Raw genomic sequence first — 18,731 nt, forward strand, 5'->3', positions numbered from 1 at the left:
AAAATGGCAATCAAAACACGATGACTAACCCACCCTTCATGGTGGCGCCGGACATTGCATTTTCTACATGAGCTAGGTATTCCGGAGTATAAAAGTTTGCCAGCTTCTAAACTAGTATAAACTGCTGACCAGACTTTGGGTCATATCTTCGAAGAACTCGGCCGTATGCGGTCCAAATCGATTCATTTGATCAATTGCATATGGGCTTTGTTTCGCGTAATAAAAGCGATCAGGAGCAATCTGGCCAATATCTCCACCATTATAGCTGGTTAGGATCAATTTCCTATTCGACACGGCGGGAAGCTCCTGTAGATCAGTGGCCAGTTGGGACGATAATCCGCCGGGACAGCCGACGAAAACGGTTTGACCAATACGAAGCGCTTTCAATTCAGCTGGGTAATCACCGTAGAGTGTTTTGGCCAGCCAGGGCTTCAATCGCCAACTTTGACTAATCCGAATTTGAGGATCGTTCTGAATGAGCGGAGCTGTCTGGACAACCAACGTACTATCTGTACGCAGTCCCTGATGACCAATCACCGAGGCGATTCGGCTAACGATCTGGTCTATCTGCTGGTCTTCGTTCGTTGATCGGTTGGCCCGAACAGCCGGGTTTTCTGAAAATTCTATAGCGCCGACCATACCCATTGCAAACGAATGCGTCTGCTTTTCGATCCGCTGTGTTAACCGGCTGAGAACGTTTATAGCAGACGCACCAGCGGCCTTATCTGGTGGGATAACGAGGCTATTTCTCGCGAAAACAAGGGCTGTTTCGCCCGTAAGTTTACGAAGCTGCAGCAGATGGACCGGATCGTTTTTTAGCTCGTCGCCCGCGCCAGCCGCACCTTGCTGGTCGTTTAGGTCAACAGTGGCAGAGCCAATTTGGGTGGTAGCCACATTTTTTTGTGCCAGTACAACCACGTTGACAACCGCCTCCGTTAACTGGTTGATTAATTGCTCATTATAGGGACCAAGCGTCCGTTGACTGATGCGATCTTTAGCCCACCCCCCTACACCTGGTTGTGAATAGGTAGCCGCCAGGTAAACATTTTTCCAGGGGAAGCCAAGCTTGGGTAGCCGTTTTTCCAGCGCTTGAGCCACTGCCGGTGGCACCTTCTGAAGGTCTACAGTAATCAGTACCGCACGTGTTGTGCCATTGTCGAGTATCAACGCCCGGGTCTGAATAGAATCTCCTTTTTCCGGCAATGACGCATCACCCGAAGCCGCCATGTTTACCGGTGCGATAGCTGCTTTAGCCCACCCAGCCTCAATAGCATGTTTCGGAAACGGGTCGCTCACAATCCAGGCAAAACGTTGCCGGGTGAAGCGATAATAAAGCGAGTTTTTGTAGCTACCCTTGTTTACAACAGTAAAACAAAGGCCAACCGCGCTGATCACCAGGATGATCACTGCATAAGCTATAATTCCGAGACGACGCATGGGAGTTTGGGGCAACGTACTTATCTAATTTCTACTAGCAAAAATAGCCGGTAATACGCCGCTAATCACGCCCAATACACGGCATAATTCGTCCAAATTACGGATTTTTGCCTTTAGCTTTTTTGACACTCGCATTGTCCGAAGACCACCAATAAGCCACTACGAGGTCCTTCCTGATACACACACAACGAATGGCTTCATTTCACACTTACTCGCTTGCTCAGTTGCTTACAGGCATAACCGGGCAAATCATTGGCGATTACACGTTTTACCTGAGCCATTTTACGGGGCAGGATAAGCTCATTCCCCACCCCTACCGCATCCAGGGGTACGCGGTAGGCGTACCTGTTTCGGGTTGGTTAGAAGGCAGTTTGAATCTGGATACGTTTCAGGTACGTCCAGGGCAGTTGATGGTCATAGCTCCGCAACAGATTCACCAAATTCTGCGCTGCAGCCCCGATTTCACGATGCGCACGCTGTTTTTTACAGATGCTTTCCTGGCTGCTATCCTGCGGGATACCAGTCAACTGGCTACACGATCTATTTTTCAGCCGTTAGCCCCTGCGGTAATTACCCTGAGCGGTGAAGAGTGGCAGCGGCTTACTGCTATAGTTGATATCATCGAGCAACATTACTGGCCCATCGAACGGGGTTTACTCTTACCTGTCGGCCATCTGGTACAGGCAATTTTGACCGACCTGCATCAAATTAATCGAAACAATAGCGTAGACACGACCAGTTCAGACTCAAAAAATCGACCTGCTGAGTTAACAACTCGATTTCGTCAACTCGTTGTTGAGCAATATATATCGAAGCGTACCCTCACAGACTACGCCGACCAGTTGGCGGTGACAGCTAAACATCTGAGTGAGACGGTCAAGCAGCAGACCGGCAAGCCCGCCAGCGCCTGGATTGATGCGATGGTGGTGCAGGAAGCGCAAGTTCTATTGAGTCAGACCAACTCAAGTATTTCTCAGATTGCCGATTATTTACAGTTTGGTACGCAGGCCGCTTTCGGTAAATTTTTCCGCAATAAAGTAGGGCTCTCACCCAGGGCCTATCGTAGCAGGCAGTAGTCGGTTAAAGGATAGTTCAGCCAATCAATCGTAACTTTAAGCAATAGCCTTCTGTACCATGTCTCGTTCAAAAACAGGCCCAAAAGATGTCATCGATACCCATGAAAACTAAGTTCACTAACTATTCATGTTGGTCCCTCACTCGATTAAACGGCTCTCGTGAGTATGCCATGCAGTAGCTATTCTTCTACCTTAACTACCTAGATCCCTGAATGATGAAACGTATAAACATCCTTCTGGTTGTCTGTTTGTGTTGGACGGAAAGTTGGGCGCAACCGGCTGCACAGAAGCGCATTCAGACCCAGCTCATCCTGGCTGATAACGGCAGCACAATCGACCTTGACGCAGGTACGTTCACCTTCACGGGCAGCCTGTCGATGGAAGACAAGAAACGCATTGTCATTCGCGGAAAGGGTATCGACAAGACCATCCTCAGCTTCAAAGGGCAGACCGATGGCGCCGAGGGGCTGCGCGTATCGAACGCCGAAGAGATTGTGATCGAAGACATGACCATTCAGGATACGAAAGGGGATGCCATCAAAACCATGAACGTGAAAGGCATTACGTTTCGCAATGTCAAAGTAGCGTGGACCGGGCCGCCCAGCCCTGAAAACGGCAGCTATGGTCTGTACCCGGTACAATGCGATAATGTCATGATCGACCAGTGCATTTCGATCGGGGCGTCCGATGCGGGCATTTACGTTGGGCAGTCGCGGAATATAGTGGTAAAGAACTGTGTGGCGCATCATAACGTGGCGGGGATCGAGATCGAAAACTCGCGCGATGCCGATGTGTTCGGCAATGAGGCGTACGACAACACGGGCGGCATACTGGTGTTCGACCTGCCCGATCTGGTACAGAAACAGGGCGGCAATGTGCGGGTATTCAACAATTATGTACACGACAATAACCTGCCCAACTTCGCTCCGGCGGGCAATATCGTAGCAAGCGTGTCGGACGGGACGGGCTTGCTGATTCTGGCCACCAACCACGTCGAGGTATTCAACAACCGGTTTATTCGCAACCAGACAATGGGGACGGGCATTATCAGCTACCTCATTACCGAACGGCCAATTACTGACAAAGGATACTACCCGTTCCCAACCGCCATTTCCATCCATGATAACGTATACGAGCGGAACCCCGGCCCACCCAGTTCGCGCGGACGGTACAATAGCATTTTCAAAGCCGTGCTGAAGGAAGGGCAGTCAATCCCGCACATTCTGTACGACGGCATCGTTGATTCAGGTACGTTAGACAAAGCTGGGAATCCCCTCCCCGACCGGCGTATCTGTATTCGCAACAACACGAACCAGAGTGTGATCAATCTCGATGCCGGACGTGGGTTCAAGAATGCCTCACTCAACGCGGCTCAGTTTGATTGTCAGTTGGCTCCTATCAAAACAACGGCGTCAAAATGAATGCCAGCCGCACCTACACGTACCTGACTGTTGCCTCACTACTGGCTGCGATCTGGTTTGTGTCAACTGGATGGCGGACGGTAGCCATTCCCGAAAAGTTAAGCGACTACGGTTTTTTCGCCGGTAAGCCAGCTGACCAGCACCCGGCATCCGGGGTAATCCCGTATGCCTTGAACACCCCGCTCTTCACCGACTATGCTGAAAAGTTACGTTTCGTGAAGCTACCTGACGGAAAAGCGGTTGCCTATAATGACTCAGCCGTACTAGCCTTTCCAGTTGGCACCACGCTCATCAAAACATTCTATTACCCCGTCGATTTTCGCGATCCGGCAAAAGGTCGTCGGCTGATCGAAACACGGCTGCTCGTTCACCTGCCGGAAGGCTGGAAAGCACTGGACTACGTCTGGAACGACGAGCAAACCGATGCGTTTCTGGAAGTAGCGGGCGACACCAGAACGGTGAGCTACATCGACAAGGCGGGCACAAGTCGGCAACACCCCTATGTCATTCCAAACCTGAACCAATGCAAGGGCTGCCATAATCGAAACGAAGCGATGACCCCGATCGGGCCGTCGGCGCGCCAACTGAATGGCGCGCTGGCGTACGGAAATGGTCTGAAGAATCAGTTACTGCATTGGCAGCAAACGGCCATGCTAACGGGTATGCCTGCGCTGGCCAACTGCCCGAAAGCGCCTGTCTGGAACGACCCGACTACCGGTTCGCTCAACGACCGGGCACGTACCTGGCTTGACATCAACTGTGCGCACTGCCACAATCCGAAGGGGCCAGCCATGACATCTGGTTTAGATCTCAGTGTGTCGGCCAAAGACCCTACAGCCATTGGCCTGATGAAAACACCTGTTGCCGCTGGTCGCGGATCGGGTGGGCGATCGTACGATATCGTGCCCGGTAATCCCGATGAGTCGATCCTCATCTACCGCTTACACTCCACCGACCCCGGCGTAATGATGCCCGAACTAGGCCGTAAAACAGTACATACCGAAAGTCTGGAGTTGCTTCGCGCCTGGATTGCGGCGTTGAAATGATACTTGTTAAGCTAGCCGGAAAGTTTCCCGGAGCGTCTGGATGATCGCTCTGCAACTTCTCGCATAGGGATTACACAGCGTAGCGTCGGTAGAAACCTAAAGGGGCTGGGAGTCGCTATGACAACCCAGTCAACCGTTCGTTTACCGATACGAATCGATCTACGTCAGCTACTTTTAGAACATACCCAACCAGGCCATCAGGTCTCTGGCTACATTTAGCGTCGTATGAACAGGTCAAAACAGGAATACTCGCGTCGGTCTTTTATGTACACCCTAACCGGCGCAGGTGTCGCGCTAGTGTTACATCCATTAATTTCATGGGCGGTCGGCGACGTTGACCCACGGGTAGCCGCAATCGTAGCCAACACGATCGGTATCGATTCGCACAATCACATCGATGTCCCATTTGCCGCCGCCGACGTACCCGGTCCACCACTTGATCTGGTCAGCGACATGAAACGGTCAGGCTTATCGGCCATCTGTATGACATTCGCCGTTGACCGTCCAGCGTTGGTCAATCCTGGAGATGCTTACGAGCGCTTCAAGAATGCGATGGCATCGATGGACAAGCAACTGATCCAAAACGGTGTCAAACGCTCCCTGAATCTGGCAGACCTACGCGCAGCCCATAAGAAACGGCAGCCGACCGTTATCCAGTCAGTTGAAGGTGGCCATTTTCTGGAAGGGCATCTAGAACGGTTGGCCGAAGCCTACAAAGGTGGCCTGCGCCTGCTCGGGCTACTCCACGACAATGACGCATCGGTGCCGCTGGGCGACATTTACACTAACCCGCCACAGTGGGGCGGACTAACCAAGTTTGGCGCTGACGTAATCAGGGAGTGCAACCGGCTAGGCATTCTGGTTGATCTGACACATGCCAGCAATGAAACGGTAAACGCGGCCCTGAAGGTAGCCACCAAGCCGGTCGTTATCACGCATACCGGTCTCGACTCCAGGCTGGGCAGCAATCCGGCTATGGCGACGATGATGCGGCCCAGACTCATCAATAAAGAACAGGCAAAAATCGTGGCCGGCGCGGGCGGTGTGCTTGGCGTCTGGACCCACCTGGCCGACAGTCCACTGGAGTATGCTCAGAATATTCGGGCGTTGGTTGATGTCGTCGGCATTGACCATGTTTGCCTTGGCACCGATACCAAAATGACCCCGACCTATAGACCTGGTGGTAACTCCGGCAATCAGCCGGGCGGTGGGCCTCCACGTGAAGCCCAGGGAACGAATGGCCCTGGTGGTCAAAATCGCGGACGGGTTGGCGAGCGCACCAACGAAGCCTGGCAGGATCAGCAGGTTGGATTCTACTACGCCATTGTAGATTCACTGTTAAAAGTCGGCTTCACTGAAACCGAAATCAGCAAAATCGGGAGTAGTAATTTCTGCCGTGTGTTCGATGCTGCCACAACAGGTCACCGATAAGCGTTGAAAAGTTGGCCGGGATAGGTGCCTATCAGTTTCATCCAATGCTCTGCTTGGCGCGCCGTCCCTAGTAAGGCTACTCCCATCATTACCCTATTCGCTCGAAGAAGTACGTTCTACTTTCGCCGTCGACATCATCGTACGTATACATCAGGCGATGCTGATTTTTGCGCCAGAAGTTGATCAGCACAAAATCGCCGATACAGCCGGTTGTATGGAGAAACAGCAACAATCCCCATACCAGCCCGTAGGCCGGGAATACAATCCAGGCGACGATCAGGGCGGGCGTGATAACCAGAAAAGGCATTGCCGCTACATAAGCCACTTCGCGCAGGTTCATCACATACTTCTGGGCATAGGCGTAGGCCATCATGCCTTTCCACGACCACCCATAGCCAACGCGGGGCGCGCCAACCCGTTTGAAGAAAATGCCGTGGATAAATTCATGGACCGTAATCAGTGGAAAGAACAACAGAAAACCGATCAGGAACTGAGCACCGCCATGCACCAGCGTGTCTTTCGATAGCCACGTCGATATACCCGTACCAACTAACCAGCCGAAGACCAGCGATCCGATGAAGATGATTGCAAAACGCAGTCCGGCTTTGACTTTGTTACTCGACGTTTTAGCGGGTAGTGACGTCTGACCAGACGGAGCCATGCCCAATTCACGAGCCAGAAAATGCATCATTTCGTCAATCCTGAACGACTCGACAAGGCGGTACTCGCCCGATTCGTGCAGGGCATCGATGGTAGGTTTCATGCGGTGGAAACTGGTAGGGAATTTCAGGCATAACGCCTTTATCACGCGTCAAGTTTCGTCAGATCATGCCTGAGATCGCGGCGAAAAATGAAACCAGATGCCAGCGGTCGCAGGACTGACGTCTAAACCAAAAGCCCGATTGGTCGTTTGACAACCAGTCGGGCTTTTGTCCTTAACATGAAACGTTTCAACTAGGCATTGCCGCCGTTTACGTCCAGCAAACTACCAGTGATGTACGACCCATCGCTCGACGCCAGCAGCACGTAAGCCGGGGCAAGTTCGTCGGGTTGGCCGGGGCGTTGCAGAATCGTTTTGCTCGCCGCTTCCTCTACCCCTTCCGGACCCATACCGGCACCCGGCAGGAACGGCGTGTAGATCGGCCCAGGCAGTACCGCATTCACGCGAATTTTTTGCTCGCCTAACTGCGTGGCCAACGACATCGTAAACGCATGAATGGCTCCTTTTGTCGACGCATAATCGACCAGTTTAGGCTGCCCCATTTTGCCTACGATACTTCCGGTGTTAATGATAACGTCATTTTCATGCAGATGGGGCAGCGCCGCCTGTACCATGAAGAAGTAGCCAAGAATGTTCGTGTCGAACGTACGGCGCAATTGCTCTTCCGTGATATCAGTAATCTTCTCGACGATATGCTGATACGCGGCATTATTAACCAGAATATTAAGCTTTCCAAACTCAGCAACAGTCTGCTCAACAGCTTCCTGGCACTTCGCCTTACTCCGTACATCCGACGGGATCAGCAGGCATTTGGTCCCAAACTGTTCGGCTAAGCGCTTGGTTTCGTCAGCATCTTCCTGCTCTTCGTCCAGATATAGAATGGCAACGTTTGCGCCCTCCTTGGCAAACGCAACGGCTACGGCCCGGCCAATGCCACTATCACCACCCGTAATGATCGCCACCTTACCAGCCAGCTTGCCTGCGGCGTTGTAGCTCGACAGGTCGCTCTGCGGCTCCGGCGTCATTTTGGCCTGAATAGCCGGAAAATCCTGCACCTCACTCTTCAATTCGCCGCTTTCCGGGCGTTTCACTTCTTGTTCCATAGATTTAAAGAATCTGTTGACAGTATGTTAGTTCGACAACGCCGACACCTATCTAGGAGCCCTGAAAGCCCGGTAATGTTTCGGCATTACGCCTCAACGGCCTATTTATCGGGCATCCGCTGGAGAATGTTATCTTTACAGGTCTAAATCATCCTCCGTGTCGCTTTCTTCCGATCATATTCGCCTGTTATTTGGGCTCAAGCTCCGTCAACTCCGTCAGGAAAGAGGTATTTCTGTCAGCGAACTGGCCTTGCGCTCAGGGCTGGCTATTTCCTATATTTCCGAGATTGAAAAAGGGCGCAAGTACCCCAAAGCCGACAAGATTTCGGGACTAGCCCGCGCCCTCGATGTCGATTATGACACGCTGGTTTCGCTGAAGGTCAACAAGAAACTGGCTCCCATTGCTGATTTGCTCCGCTCGAAGTTCCTGACTGAAATTCCGCTCGAACTCTTCGGTATCGACCCGTCGGACCTACTCGACCTGCTGGCGGGCGCTCCCGACAAGGTCAGCGCCATGATCCGCACGTTTATGGACATTGCCGTGAGCTATAACATGAGCGTAGAACGGCTCTACCTGACCATGCTGCGGTCGTATCAGGAGATCAACGACAACCACTTCGAAGAGCTGGAGGCAGATGCCGCCCGCTTCCTCGATGAGTTTGGCTCGCCTGGTCTGCCCGCCGATTCAGCCCTGCTTACAAACCTGCTGAAAACCCGCTACACGGTTAAGCTTGTCACGTTCGACCCGCTTCAGCGGCCTGAGCTGGCGTCGTTGCGGTCGGTATACCGGCCCGAGTCGCGTACGCTGCACCTGAACAGCACACTGTCGGACCCGCAACGCACGTACGTGCTGGCGCGCGAAGTGGGCTTTCACTACATGAATCTGAAGGTTAGGCCGTATACCTATACCTACGTTGAAGCCGAGTCGTTCGAGCAGATTCTGAACAACTATAAGGCCTCGTATTTCGCGGGAGCCGTGCTCATTCGCCGCGATGCGATGGTGGCCCGCCTCAACGACCTGTTCGCCCGCGACACCTGGAACAACGACGCATTACTGGCCATCATTCAGGACTTTGGCGCTACGCCCGAACGGTTCTTTTACCGGCTAAGCAACATCCTGCCGCGCGATTTTGGGATCGATCAGCTCTTCTTTTACCGGTTCAACCACACACCCGGCCAAACCACGTTTGCACTGACCAAAGAGATGCACCTCTCGCGGCAGCAGGGACCTAGCGGGATGGTCGACGAGCATTTTTGCCGACGTTGGGTAGCGCTCACCAGCCTACAGGAACTGGGGTTTTTACAGCACCACAAGGATTTCAGTGGCTCACTCTGCCGGGCTCAACTGTCGACCTATGCCGATACGGGCCAAACGTTTCTGATCGTGTCGGTAGCCCACCCGCACCGGTCAGACCGGACGGATGGCAGTACTGAGCAGAACATGAGCGTATCGATGTGCTTCGCCGTGAATGATACGCTGCGCAGTAAAATGCGGTTTCTCAATAACCCCGATGCAGGTATTCCGCACCGGGTGGTCAACGAAGCCTGCGAACGCTGCGGTATTTTCGATTGCCGCGAGCGGGTTGCTTCCCCAACGGTGCTTCAGAAAAAACGGCAGCTCGAAGCCATGAAAGGGGCGCTTGATTCACTCTAGGCTGGCGATTCGTGACTGGATTGCCGATATTGGGCGTCGGAACTCAGCCACTTTCCAGTGAACTCAACCAAACCGTCTACCCGAACCGAGATCCTCGCGGGCATTTCAACGTTCATTGCCACAATGTACATTATTGTGGTCAATCCGTCCATCCTCAGCCAAAGCGGGTTACCGTTCTCCGGCGTAGTAACTGCCACCGTTTTACTGTCGTTTTTCTGCAGTCTGATGATGGGCCTGTATGCCCGCAACCCAATTGTGGTGGCACCGGGGATGGGATTGAACGCGTTCTTCACGTTTTCGGCGGTGAAGGGCATGGGCATTCAGCCCGAGGTGGCGTTGGGCGCGGTGTTCTGGGCGGGCGTTCTGTTTTTACTCCTCACCGTTTTCAACATCCGAACGGCGCTGGTGCGCGCCATTCCCAGACCACTCCGTTACGCTATTGCGGCGGGCATTGGGTTGTTCATCACGCTGATTGGCTTCGAGAACGCCCATTTTATCGTTGCCAGTCCCGCCACACTGGTACAGATGGCTAGTTTTCACGACCCCATCGTGATCACCTTCATGGCAGGTTTATTGCTCACGGCGGCGCTGGTGGCCCGTAACGTACCCGGCGCTATCATCCTCGGCATTGCGCTCACCACGGCGCTGGCCTGGCCAATCGGCCGCTGGTGGGGCGATGCCTCTGCCATTAATTTCGGACAGGCAACGCTGGTGAGCTGGCGAGGTATCTTTTCGGCTCCCGACTTCAGCCTAATCGGGAAACTCGATCTGGTCGGTTCACTAAAATGGTCGCTCGGACCGGTTATTTTCGCTTTTGCCTTCACCGACCTCTTCGATAGCATTTCCACGTTTGTGGGCGTTGCCGAAGCTGCCGGCTTGCAGGACGAGCAGGGCGAACCGCAGAACCTGAATCGCTCGCTGCTGACCGACGCCGTTGCCACAACCCTGGCCGGGGTACTGGGCACTAGTCCGGGCACGGCCTATATCGAGTCGGCAGTAGGGATTGCGCAGGGCGGACGCACGGGCGTTGTGGCCGTTGTGGCGGGCTGTCTGTTCCTGCCGTTTCTGTTTCTGTCGCCCCTCCTATCCGTCATTCCCGCCCTGGCAACGGCCCCCGCGCTGGTGCTCGTGGGTACGTTCATGATCCAGCCCGTCACCCGTATTCGCTGGACTGAACTCGACGAAGCCATTCCGTGCTTTCTGGCCCTTGTGCTCATCCCCTTCAGCTACTCGATTACGCAGGGGATTATCTGGGGCTTTCTCAGTTGGACAGTGATTAAACTAGCCGTTGGTAAGCGGGAAGATGTACCGGTGGGCCTGCTGGTTGTCGATGCGTTTTGCGTCGCCTCGCTCCTGTTATAGGTACGTTGGCTCAAGCTTTCTCCCGCGAAAAGTTCGTTTACAAAACCACCGGAACCGAGCCGCCGCAGTCGCTTTCGTGTATATTCGTCTACTTGCCCGTTGCCTCTACTTCCAATAACCATGCTTCCCGACCTGACCACCCTCATCCTCGACTCGGAACGGCTGCGCCTACTGCCCATCAGCGAGGCCTATACCGACCTGATTTTTCGTGAATTCACCCCGGAGGTTGCTACGTACATGCACCCCCGGCCAGCCACCGAGCGGTTAGAGACAGCACTGTTTGTCGACGCAGCCAAAGCGGCAAACCGGGAAGGCAGTAGCCTGAACATGGTGATTACCGAACGGCAATCCGGCGATTTTCTCGGCTGTGTGGGCCTGCATAAATTAGCCGATAAACGGCCTGAGTTTGGCATCTGGGTGAAACAGTCAGCCCATATGCACGGGTACGGCCGGGAAGCGATTCACACGCTGAAACGATGGGCCGATGAGCACATTCCCTACGAATACCTGATCTACCCCGTCGATTCGCGCAATATTTCCAGCCGCAAAATCCCCGAGTCGCTGGGCGCGGCGATCATCAGTCAGTACGACGATACCGGCGGCATGGGTCAGGACCTTACGCTGATTAAGTACCGGATCGAGCGTTGACCGTAACTCTGTTCAGGAACGTACCCGGTCTAGGCGGCGGCTAGTAGCTCAGGCGTCTCAGTGGCTGAACCAGCTGTCCGGTATTGGTGCCGGTACTGATCCGTTCAGGCTGTAGGTCAGTTTAAGTGTGTACCCGCCACCGCCTTCAATAAAGTCGATTTCGACGGGATGGGCACCCCGCTGTAACGACACCTGTCCGCTTACGGGGCTTTTGGTTACCCCGATAAGCGCATCTAGGCAGATCCAGCAATTTCAATTGACGGTCTGCTCAGGCGATTGGCGAGTTAGCGCAGACTGCTTTGTGAATAGACGGGCAGCCCCCCCGCATAAAAAGAAGTATGAGTCGTTTCAGAATAATAGAACAGTTCGTCTGTTGCACAGTAGACCACGGTTTCACGGAGAACCCACTGTTCCTTCCCAATGACCAATCAAAACGATTCATTTGCCAGCCGGGCCATTCAGTTTTACCTCGATCAACGCGAACCGGATAACCTGCCGCCCGGTGTGTCGGCCATGAACCCCTACGCCGGACCGGTGGTGCAGGATATCGTCACCAAATTCTACACGAAGTTCTACAGCGACCAGCAGCCACGGGTGTTTATCCTCGGTATCAATCCTGGTCGGTTTGGGGCAGGCGTTACGGGGCTTTCGTTCACCACCCCACAGAATCTGGCGCGGTATTGCGGCATCCCAAACAACCTGCCACCCACGCCGGAGCTCTCCAGTCGATTCATTTACAAAGTCATTGAGGCATTCGGTGGCGTCGACGCGTTTTACGGCCGCTTCTTTCTCTCATCGCTCTATCCGCTGGCGTTGGTGAAGGAGGGGAAAAACTACAATTTCTACGACGACAAAGCCACCACAAAGGCGCTTTGGCCAGTGATGATCGAGAGCCTCCGGCAACAGCAAACGTTTGGCTGCGATCGGAACACGGCGATCTGCCTGGGACGCAAAAACGAAGGATTCCTGAAAAAACTGAATGACGAACAGGGCTTCTTCGGGCGGATCATCACCGTAGATCACCCGCGCTATATCCTGCAATACCGATCGAAATTTCTGGAGCAGTATGTCGATACGTACCTACAGGCCCTGACTGATTGCCTACCCGGCTCATTTACTGCCTGATACAGGCCGCAGGAGCTTGCCTTAGCCGCGAAAAGACGTTATGTTGCCAATTGGTCGCTTCTAACGGCTCCACTCCTCCCCTTGCTGATACTATCCATCCTGTTTCTAAACGTCGTTATCTGTGAATGGGTAGCAACGAAGCCGTACTTTCAGTCGCTCGGCACGGCCTTACTGGTTATCATTCTGACCGCCATCGAAGCCAATCTCGGCCTCATTCCAACGACCGACACACCACTCTACGACGGCATTTTTAGCTACGTAGCGCCGTTCTCGCTCTTCACCCTGTTGCTTCAGGTTAACCTCAACGATCTCCGCCGGGCTGGTCTGCCTATGCTGACTATGTTTCTCATCGGGTCGCTGGGTACCATCATCGGCGTCGTTAGCAGTGTGTGGCTGTTTAGTGGTCCGCAAACAATCGGGAAACTGTATTATGCCCTGGCGGGGATGTTTACGGGTACGTACATCGGCGGGAGCATCAATTTTCACGCCATTGCGCTTCACTACGGGGTATCAAAAGCCGGTAACCTATTTGTAGCCGCCACGGCAGCCGACAATATCATGACGGCAATCTGGATGGCAGCGACCCTGCTACTACCCCAAGTATTGCAGCGTCTTCGTCCCCGGCGGCTGGTCAGTACACCCGTATCGGCAACTGCTCACCTGCCGGCGCATGATGAAGAAACCGTTTCGCCGCTGCACCTGGCCCTGCTTATCGCTTTAGGAACGGGGGCTATTTTTGCGGCAACCAGTCTTTCGGCATTATGGCCCGCTATCCCATTCGTGCTTGGCCTGACTACCATCGCCCTTGTCCTCGCCCAATTTCGGGCGGTCAACCGGCTGCGGGGGAGCCGGTTGCTGGGGCTACTCGGCATCTACCTCTTTCTGGCGGTCATTGGCGCTTACTGCGATCTCGCGGCTCTGCTTCGCGATGGGCAACTGGCCATCGTATTATTCGGAATGATCTGTGCCATCGTACTCATCCACGCGTTAATTGTCTTTGGCGTGGGGGCTCTCTTCAAACTGGATTGGGACATGCTTGGCATTGCTTCACAGGCCAATATTGGCGGGGCCACCTCGGCGCTGGCTCTGGCGCGTAGCCTCAACCGCCCCGACCTGCAACTCCCCGCCGTGTTGGTTGGCTCGCTGGGCAATGCGATTGGCACGTACCTGGGCATACTAGTCGCCGAAGCGCTGCGGTAAATGTCTGTCTGCGTGCCGCGCCGATGGCCAGTTGGACTGAGTGCGCACTGGCGTAGTTTTCCAGATTACTGAGTAGTTCATACAAAAAGGCGCGATCGGTGAACTATGCTGACTGAATATTTCTTTTACCTTTGCGCTACATCAACACGCCAAAAACGCCACAATTGCTGTGGCGTTTTTCATAAAAGCACTAATCTATTAAGTCGATATAGTTAATACATTATGCAAATCGACAATCAGGCAGAGCCTGTTTCCGAACCAGTATCCACTCCGTCATTTCCTCCCTCGTTCGACCTAAACGGGCTTACTGTCCTGGTGCAGGGCAAACAGGCCGAACAACAGGCGGCTACGCTCCGGCAGGCCTTTCCGACAGCTAAAGTCACGACCGAATCCCCGCAACCCATCTGGCGGCGACGTACCCGGACCGAGATTGCCATTTACCTCACAGCATCCCTGTCCTTGATGATTGTCGGGCACCTGCTGTTCAGCTATTTTACCCTTGACCGGATTACGGTGCTGGCTACTTCGGTGCGAATCGAGCCTGAATTTTTCTATTTCCTGATGGCCGGTTTTGTGGCCCAGATGATCGACGGTGCCCTGGGGATGGCGTACGGTGTCACGGCGACGACCTTTCTGATGAGCGTTGGCATCAGTCCCCTGCACGCAACCGCCAGTGTACACAGCTCCGAGATTTTCACGTCGGGCGTGTCGGGCTACATGCACCTGAAGTTTGGCAACATCAACAGCAAGCTCTTCAAGGCCGTGCTGATTCCGGGCGTGATCGGTGCGGCGCTTGGTGCCTGGGTTATCTCTGAATTGTCGTCTTTTGAGTCGTACGCCAAAGCGTTGCAGCCCATCATTTCGGTCTACACCGCATTTCTAGGTATCCTGATCATTCGCAAGGCACTGGTAAAACGGATTGAGAAAAAACCGATCCGACGAATCGGACTGCTTGCCTGGACCGGTGGTTTTCTGGATTCGATCGGCGGTGGCGGCTGGGGACCAATTGTGAACTCAACCCTGATTGCCAGTGGCCGCCACCCGCGGTACACGATCGGCTCGGTAAACCTGGCCGAATTCTTTGTTTCGTTTGCCTCGTCGGTGGTTTTCGCCCTGTACGTTGGCCTCGGCAATTACGGTCTGGTTATTCTCGGCCTTATCCTGGGCGGCAGCATCGCAGCACCGATCGCTGCTCATCTGGCGCAGCGTTTACCCGTTAAAACAATGATGGTGTTAGTCGGCATCGTCGTCATCATCGTAAGTTTGCGAAAAATTATCATGTTCTTTTGATTATTAAGTCTTGATAGTCGCTGGGAAAGTTGTCCAGAGCCCTGAAAGTCTAGCCTCGTCTTGGGTGACTTTCGAGCCAGGGCACTCAGTTCACAACGACTGCTCAGACGCTACGTTCTTATGAAAAAGCAGACCAAAGCCATACGTACCCAGACGAAAAAGACGCAGTATCGGGAACATTCAACCCCGCTGTTTCTGACGTCTAGTTTCACGTTCGAAAGCGCCGAACAAGGAAAAGAGCTCTTCGAAGAGTCGATTGAAGGCAACATCTACAGCCGGTTCTCGAACCCCAACGTAACGGAGTTCGTGGATAAAGTCTGTATGCTGGAAGGAGCTGAAGAGGGCATTGCCACAGCAACGGGTATGGCTGCGGTATTCGCGTCGATGGCTGGACTGTTGAAATCGGGCGATCACCTGGTAGCCTGCCGGGCACTGTTCGGCTCAGCCCACCAGATCATCACGCAGATTCTCAGTAAGTGGGGCATCACGCACACCTACGTCGACGCCACCGCCACCGAGGCCGAGTGGGAAGCCGCTATGCAACCCAACACCCGGATGGTGTACCTGGAAACGCCCTCAAATCCCGGCCTTGAACTGGTTGATCTGGCCATGCTGGGTCGGCTGAAAGAGAAGTACGGCTTCATTCTGAACGTTGACAACTGCTTCGCCACGCCCATCCTTCAGACGCCGATCGACTTCGGAGCCGATCTGTCGGTGCACTCAGCCACCAAGTTTTTCGATGGGCAGGGCCGCGTATTAGGCGGCATCGTCGTGGGTCGTGCCGATCTGATCGCACCGATCCGTTTCTTCGCGCGCCACACCGGCCCATCCTTATCGCCGTTCAACGCCTGGACGTTATCAAAAAGTCTGGAAACGCTCGACCTGCGAATGGAACGCCATTGCTCCAATGCACTGGCACTGGCCGAAGCGCTGGAGAGTCACCCGGACGTTGCCGTTGTGAAGTACCCGTTTCTGCCCTCACACCCGCAGTATGACCTGGCAAAATCGCAGATGAGCGCTGGTGGAGCCATCGTTACCATTGAACTGGAAGGTGGTTTCGACCGCGTTCAGGCCTTTATGGAAGCGCTGCAGATTCCAACGCTCTCGTCGAACCTGGGCGACTCACGGACTATTGTAACTAACCCCAACACCACTACCCACGCCAAACTGAAACCCGACGAAAAAGAGGCGCTGGGCATTACGCCGGGCCTCATTCGTATCTCGGTTGGTCTGGAACATATCGACGATCTGGTCGCCGACTTCGAGCAGGCTGCAACTGTCAGTGCAGCGGTAGTAAACGAAAGCGTATAGCCCCAATCACCATGTACCGACTACTCTTTTTTTGTCTCCTTCTGGCTCAGCTCTCAATTGCGCAAACAGCCCCCAAGCCGTTGCGGGTTGGCATTGCGGGTCTGACGCATGCACACGTGCATCAAATTCTGGGGCGACTGAAACAAGGTGATCTGGTGCTGGTTGGCGTGTCCGAGCCAAACCGCGATCTGGCTGGTCGGCTGGCCAAACAATATGGATTCGACATGGCGCTGGTGTACCCCTCGCTCGACGAGATGCTGACGAAAGGCAAACCAGAGGCAGTTCTCGATTTTGGGGCCATCGCCGATCATGTAAAAACGGTGAAGGGTTGTGCCCCGCGCGGTATTCACGTCATGGTTGAAAAGCCACTCGCCACGACCTACGCTGATGCCGTTCAGATGGCCGCCCTGGCCAGAAAGCACAACACGCAGTTGCTCACCAATTACGAAACAACCTGGTACGGCAGTAACCACCGGGCCTACGCGGTGGCGAACACGAACAAGGCCATTGGCGACATCCGGAAGATTGTAGTCCACGATGGGCATGAAGGGCCTAAAGAAATTGGCTGCAACCCCGAATTCCTGGCCTGGCTCACCGATCCCGTTGCCAACGGAGCAGGCGCTTTGTTCGACTTTGGCTGCTACGGCGCTAATCTGGCCACCTGGTTGATGCAGGGCCAGCGCCCAACGACCGTACGGGCCGTGACGCAACAGATCAAGCCGGCTGTGTATCCGAACGTTGATGATGAAGCTACCGTTTTATTGACGTACCCAACGGCACAGGCCATCATTCAGGCGTCGTGGAACTGGCCATTTAGCCGGAAGGACATGGAGGTGTATGGCAAGACCGGTTACGTGAACACCGTCGACGCCACGCGCATGCGGGTCCGCCTGACGGGCGAAAAGGCGGAGCGGCCGATGGAAGCCCCCCAAACCGACGCGCCGGCAAAAGATCCGTTTACGTACCTGGCCCGGTTGCTGCGCGGCGAAACAAAACCCGATGCACTCACATCACTGGAGAATAACCTGATTGTTGTCGAAATTTTAGACGCCGCCCGCCAGTCTGCCAAAACGGGCAAAGCAATAGAACTAAAGAGTGCAAAATGAGCAGGTACGCGCGCCGCGGAGCCTGCTCTTCCACTCACCCACTACTATGCATACCGAACTTACCACACACTCTTACGAATCGCTGACGGCCCAACTTGAGGGCCTGAACGAGATCGATGCTATTCGGAAATTGACGGACCTTTTCCCGGGTCAGGTCGTTTTCTCGACCAGTCTGGGATACGAAGACCAGGTCATAACCGATCTGATTGCGACCAACGAACTGCCTGTTCGCCTGTTTACGCTCGACACCGGCCGGATGTTTGGCGAATCGTATTCGGTCTGGAACAAGACACTGAGCCGCTACGGCCTGCCCATCGAAACGATGTACCCAAAGCAGGGATCCGTTGAGCAGCTGATGACCGCCAAAGGGCCGTACAGTATGTATGAAAGCGTGGAAAATCGCAAGGAATGCTGCTTTATTCGCAAAGTGGAGCCGCTGAACCGGGCATTGGCCGGCCAAAAGATCTGGATTACCGGCATTCGCGCCGAGCAGTCGGCGAACCGCCACGAGATGACCCGGCTGGAGTGGGACGAAGCGCACCAACTCTTCAAATTCCACCCCTTGATGGACTGGACGTTTGATGAGGTGAAAGCGTATGTGAAGGACCATAACGTCCCGTACAATCCACTGCACGACAAAGGGTATGTGAGCATCGGCTGCCAGCCCTGTACACGCGCTATTCAACCCGGCGAAGATTTCCGTGCCGGCCGCTGGTGGTGGGAAGACAACTCCAAGAAAGAATGCGGTTTACACACGCACGAAGAAGTATTTAAACCGTAATGTCAACAGGTTTGTCGGC

At 54.2% G+C, this 18,731-nt stretch carries 16 protein-coding genes; 13 read left to right on the forward strand and 3 right to left on the reverse strand.

Features of this window, described 5'->3' with window-relative positions:
• Positions 1–111: 111 nt before the first annotated feature.
• Positions 112–1,437 carry a neutral/alkaline non-lysosomal ceramidase N-terminal domain-containing protein gene (locus tag F7231_RS12245; protein WP_166692097.1) on the reverse strand — a complete coding sequence of 442 codons (1,326 nt, stop codon included), beginning with the start codon at positions 1,435–1,437 and terminating at the stop codon, positions 112–114.
• 191 nt (positions 1,438–1,628) lie between these two features.
• Between F7231_RS12245 and F7231_RS12250 the strand changes: the two genes are divergently transcribed.
• The 4 genes from F7231_RS12250 (at position 1,629) to F7231_RS12265 (ending at position 6,411) form a co-directional block, all read left to right on the forward strand.
• Positions 1,629–2,513 carry a helix-turn-helix domain-containing protein gene (locus F7231_RS12250; protein WP_166692098.1) on the forward strand — a complete coding sequence of 295 codons (885 nt, stop codon included), beginning with the start codon at positions 1,629–1,631 and terminating at the stop codon, positions 2,511–2,513.
• A gap of 212 nt (positions 2,514–2,725) precedes the next feature.
• A complete protein-coding gene (locus tag F7231_RS12255; protein WP_310589317.1) occupies positions 2,726–3,934 on the forward strand; it encodes a parallel beta-helix domain-containing protein in 1,209 nt (402 codons plus the stop codon).
• The gene (locus F7231_RS12260) at positions 3,931–4,980 is read left to right on the forward strand and encodes an SO2930 family diheme c-type cytochrome (RefSeq protein ID WP_166692099.1); all 1,050 of its coding nucleotides are present in this window, start codon (positions 3,931–3,933) and stop codon (positions 4,978–4,980) included. The genes F7231_RS12255 and F7231_RS12260 overlap by 4 nt, the downstream gene beginning before the upstream one ends.
• Before the next feature lie 225 nt (positions 4,981–5,205).
• On the forward strand, positions 5,206–6,411 hold the full coding sequence (locus F7231_RS12265; RefSeq protein WP_166692100.1) for a dipeptidase: 1,206 nt from the start codon (positions 5,206–5,208) through the stop codon (positions 6,409–6,411).
• An 88-nt stretch (positions 6,412–6,499) separates the two neighbouring features.
• Here F7231_RS12265 and F7231_RS12270 read toward each other — a convergent pair whose 3' ends face one another.
• Both F7231_RS12270 and F7231_RS12275 read right to left on the reverse strand, forming a co-directional pair.
• Positions 6,500–7,174, reverse strand: coding sequence for a DUF3267 domain-containing protein (locus F7231_RS12270; protein WP_085413677.1), 675 nt, complete (start codon positions 7,172–7,174; stop codon positions 6,500–6,502).
• Positions 7,175–7,365: 191 nt separating this feature from the next.
• Complete coding sequence (locus F7231_RS12275) at positions 7,366–8,235, reverse strand: SDR family oxidoreductase (protein ID WP_085413676.1); 870 nt, start codon at positions 8,233–8,235, stop codon at positions 7,366–7,368.
• Positions 8,236–8,392: 157 nt separating this feature from the next.
• On the opposite strand from F7231_RS12275, the gene F7231_RS12280 reads away from it, so the two are divergent.
• From F7231_RS12280 to F7231_RS12320, 9 genes are all read left to right on the forward strand, one after another.
• On the forward strand, positions 8,393–9,889 hold the full coding sequence (locus F7231_RS12280) for a helix-turn-helix domain-containing protein (RefSeq protein WP_166692101.1): 1,497 nt from the start codon (positions 8,393–8,395) through the stop codon (positions 9,887–9,889).
• Between the two features lie 123 nt (positions 9,890–10,012).
• Positions 10,013–11,251, forward strand: a complete 1,239-nt coding sequence (locus F7231_RS12285) for an NCS2 family permease (RefSeq protein ID WP_229369933.1) — start codon at positions 10,013–10,015, stop codon at positions 11,249–11,251.
• Between the two features lie 120 nt (positions 11,252–11,371).
• The gene (locus F7231_RS12290) at positions 11,372–11,899 is read left to right on the forward strand and encodes a GNAT family N-acetyltransferase (protein WP_166692103.1); all 528 of its coding nucleotides are present in this window, start codon (positions 11,372–11,374) and stop codon (positions 11,897–11,899) included.
• Positions 11,900–12,319: 420 nt separating this feature from the next.
• Complete coding sequence (locus F7231_RS12295; RefSeq protein WP_166692104.1) at positions 12,320–13,024, forward strand: uracil-DNA glycosylase family protein; 705 nt, start codon at positions 12,320–12,322, stop codon at positions 13,022–13,024.
• An 81-nt stretch (positions 13,025–13,105) separates the two neighbouring features.
• On the forward strand, positions 13,106–14,224 hold the full coding sequence (locus F7231_RS12300) for a DUF819 family protein (RefSeq protein ID WP_166692105.1): 1,119 nt from the start codon (positions 13,106–13,108) through the stop codon (positions 14,222–14,224).
• Positions 14,225–14,446: 222 nt separating this feature from the next.
• Positions 14,447–15,514 (forward strand): sulfite exporter TauE/SafE family protein, encoded by a 1,068-nt coding sequence (locus F7231_RS12305; protein WP_085413667.1) that lies wholly within the window; start codon positions 14,447–14,449, stop codon positions 15,512–15,514.
• Between the two features lie 120 nt (positions 15,515–15,634).
• Complete coding sequence (locus F7231_RS12310; RefSeq protein WP_166692106.1) at positions 15,635–16,825, forward strand: trans-sulfuration enzyme family protein; 1,191 nt, start codon at positions 15,635–15,637, stop codon at positions 16,823–16,825.
• Positions 16,826–16,836: 11 nt separating this feature from the next.
• Positions 16,837–17,931: a Gfo/Idh/MocA family protein gene (locus tag F7231_RS12315; RefSeq protein ID WP_085413664.1), complete on the forward strand. Its 1,095-nt coding sequence runs from the start codon at positions 16,837–16,839 to the stop codon at positions 17,929–17,931.
• A gap of 46 nt (positions 17,932–17,977) precedes the next feature.
• Positions 17,978–18,712, forward strand: a complete 735-nt coding sequence (locus F7231_RS12320) for a phosphoadenylyl-sulfate reductase (RefSeq protein WP_166692107.1) — start codon at positions 17,978–17,980, stop codon at positions 18,710–18,712.
• Positions 18,713–18,731: the final 19 nt, after the last annotated feature.

Source organism: Fibrivirga algicola (assembly GCF_011742925.1).
Taxonomy (GTDB): Bacteria; Bacteroidota; Bacteroidia; order Cytophagales; family Spirosomataceae; genus Fibrella; species Fibrella algicola.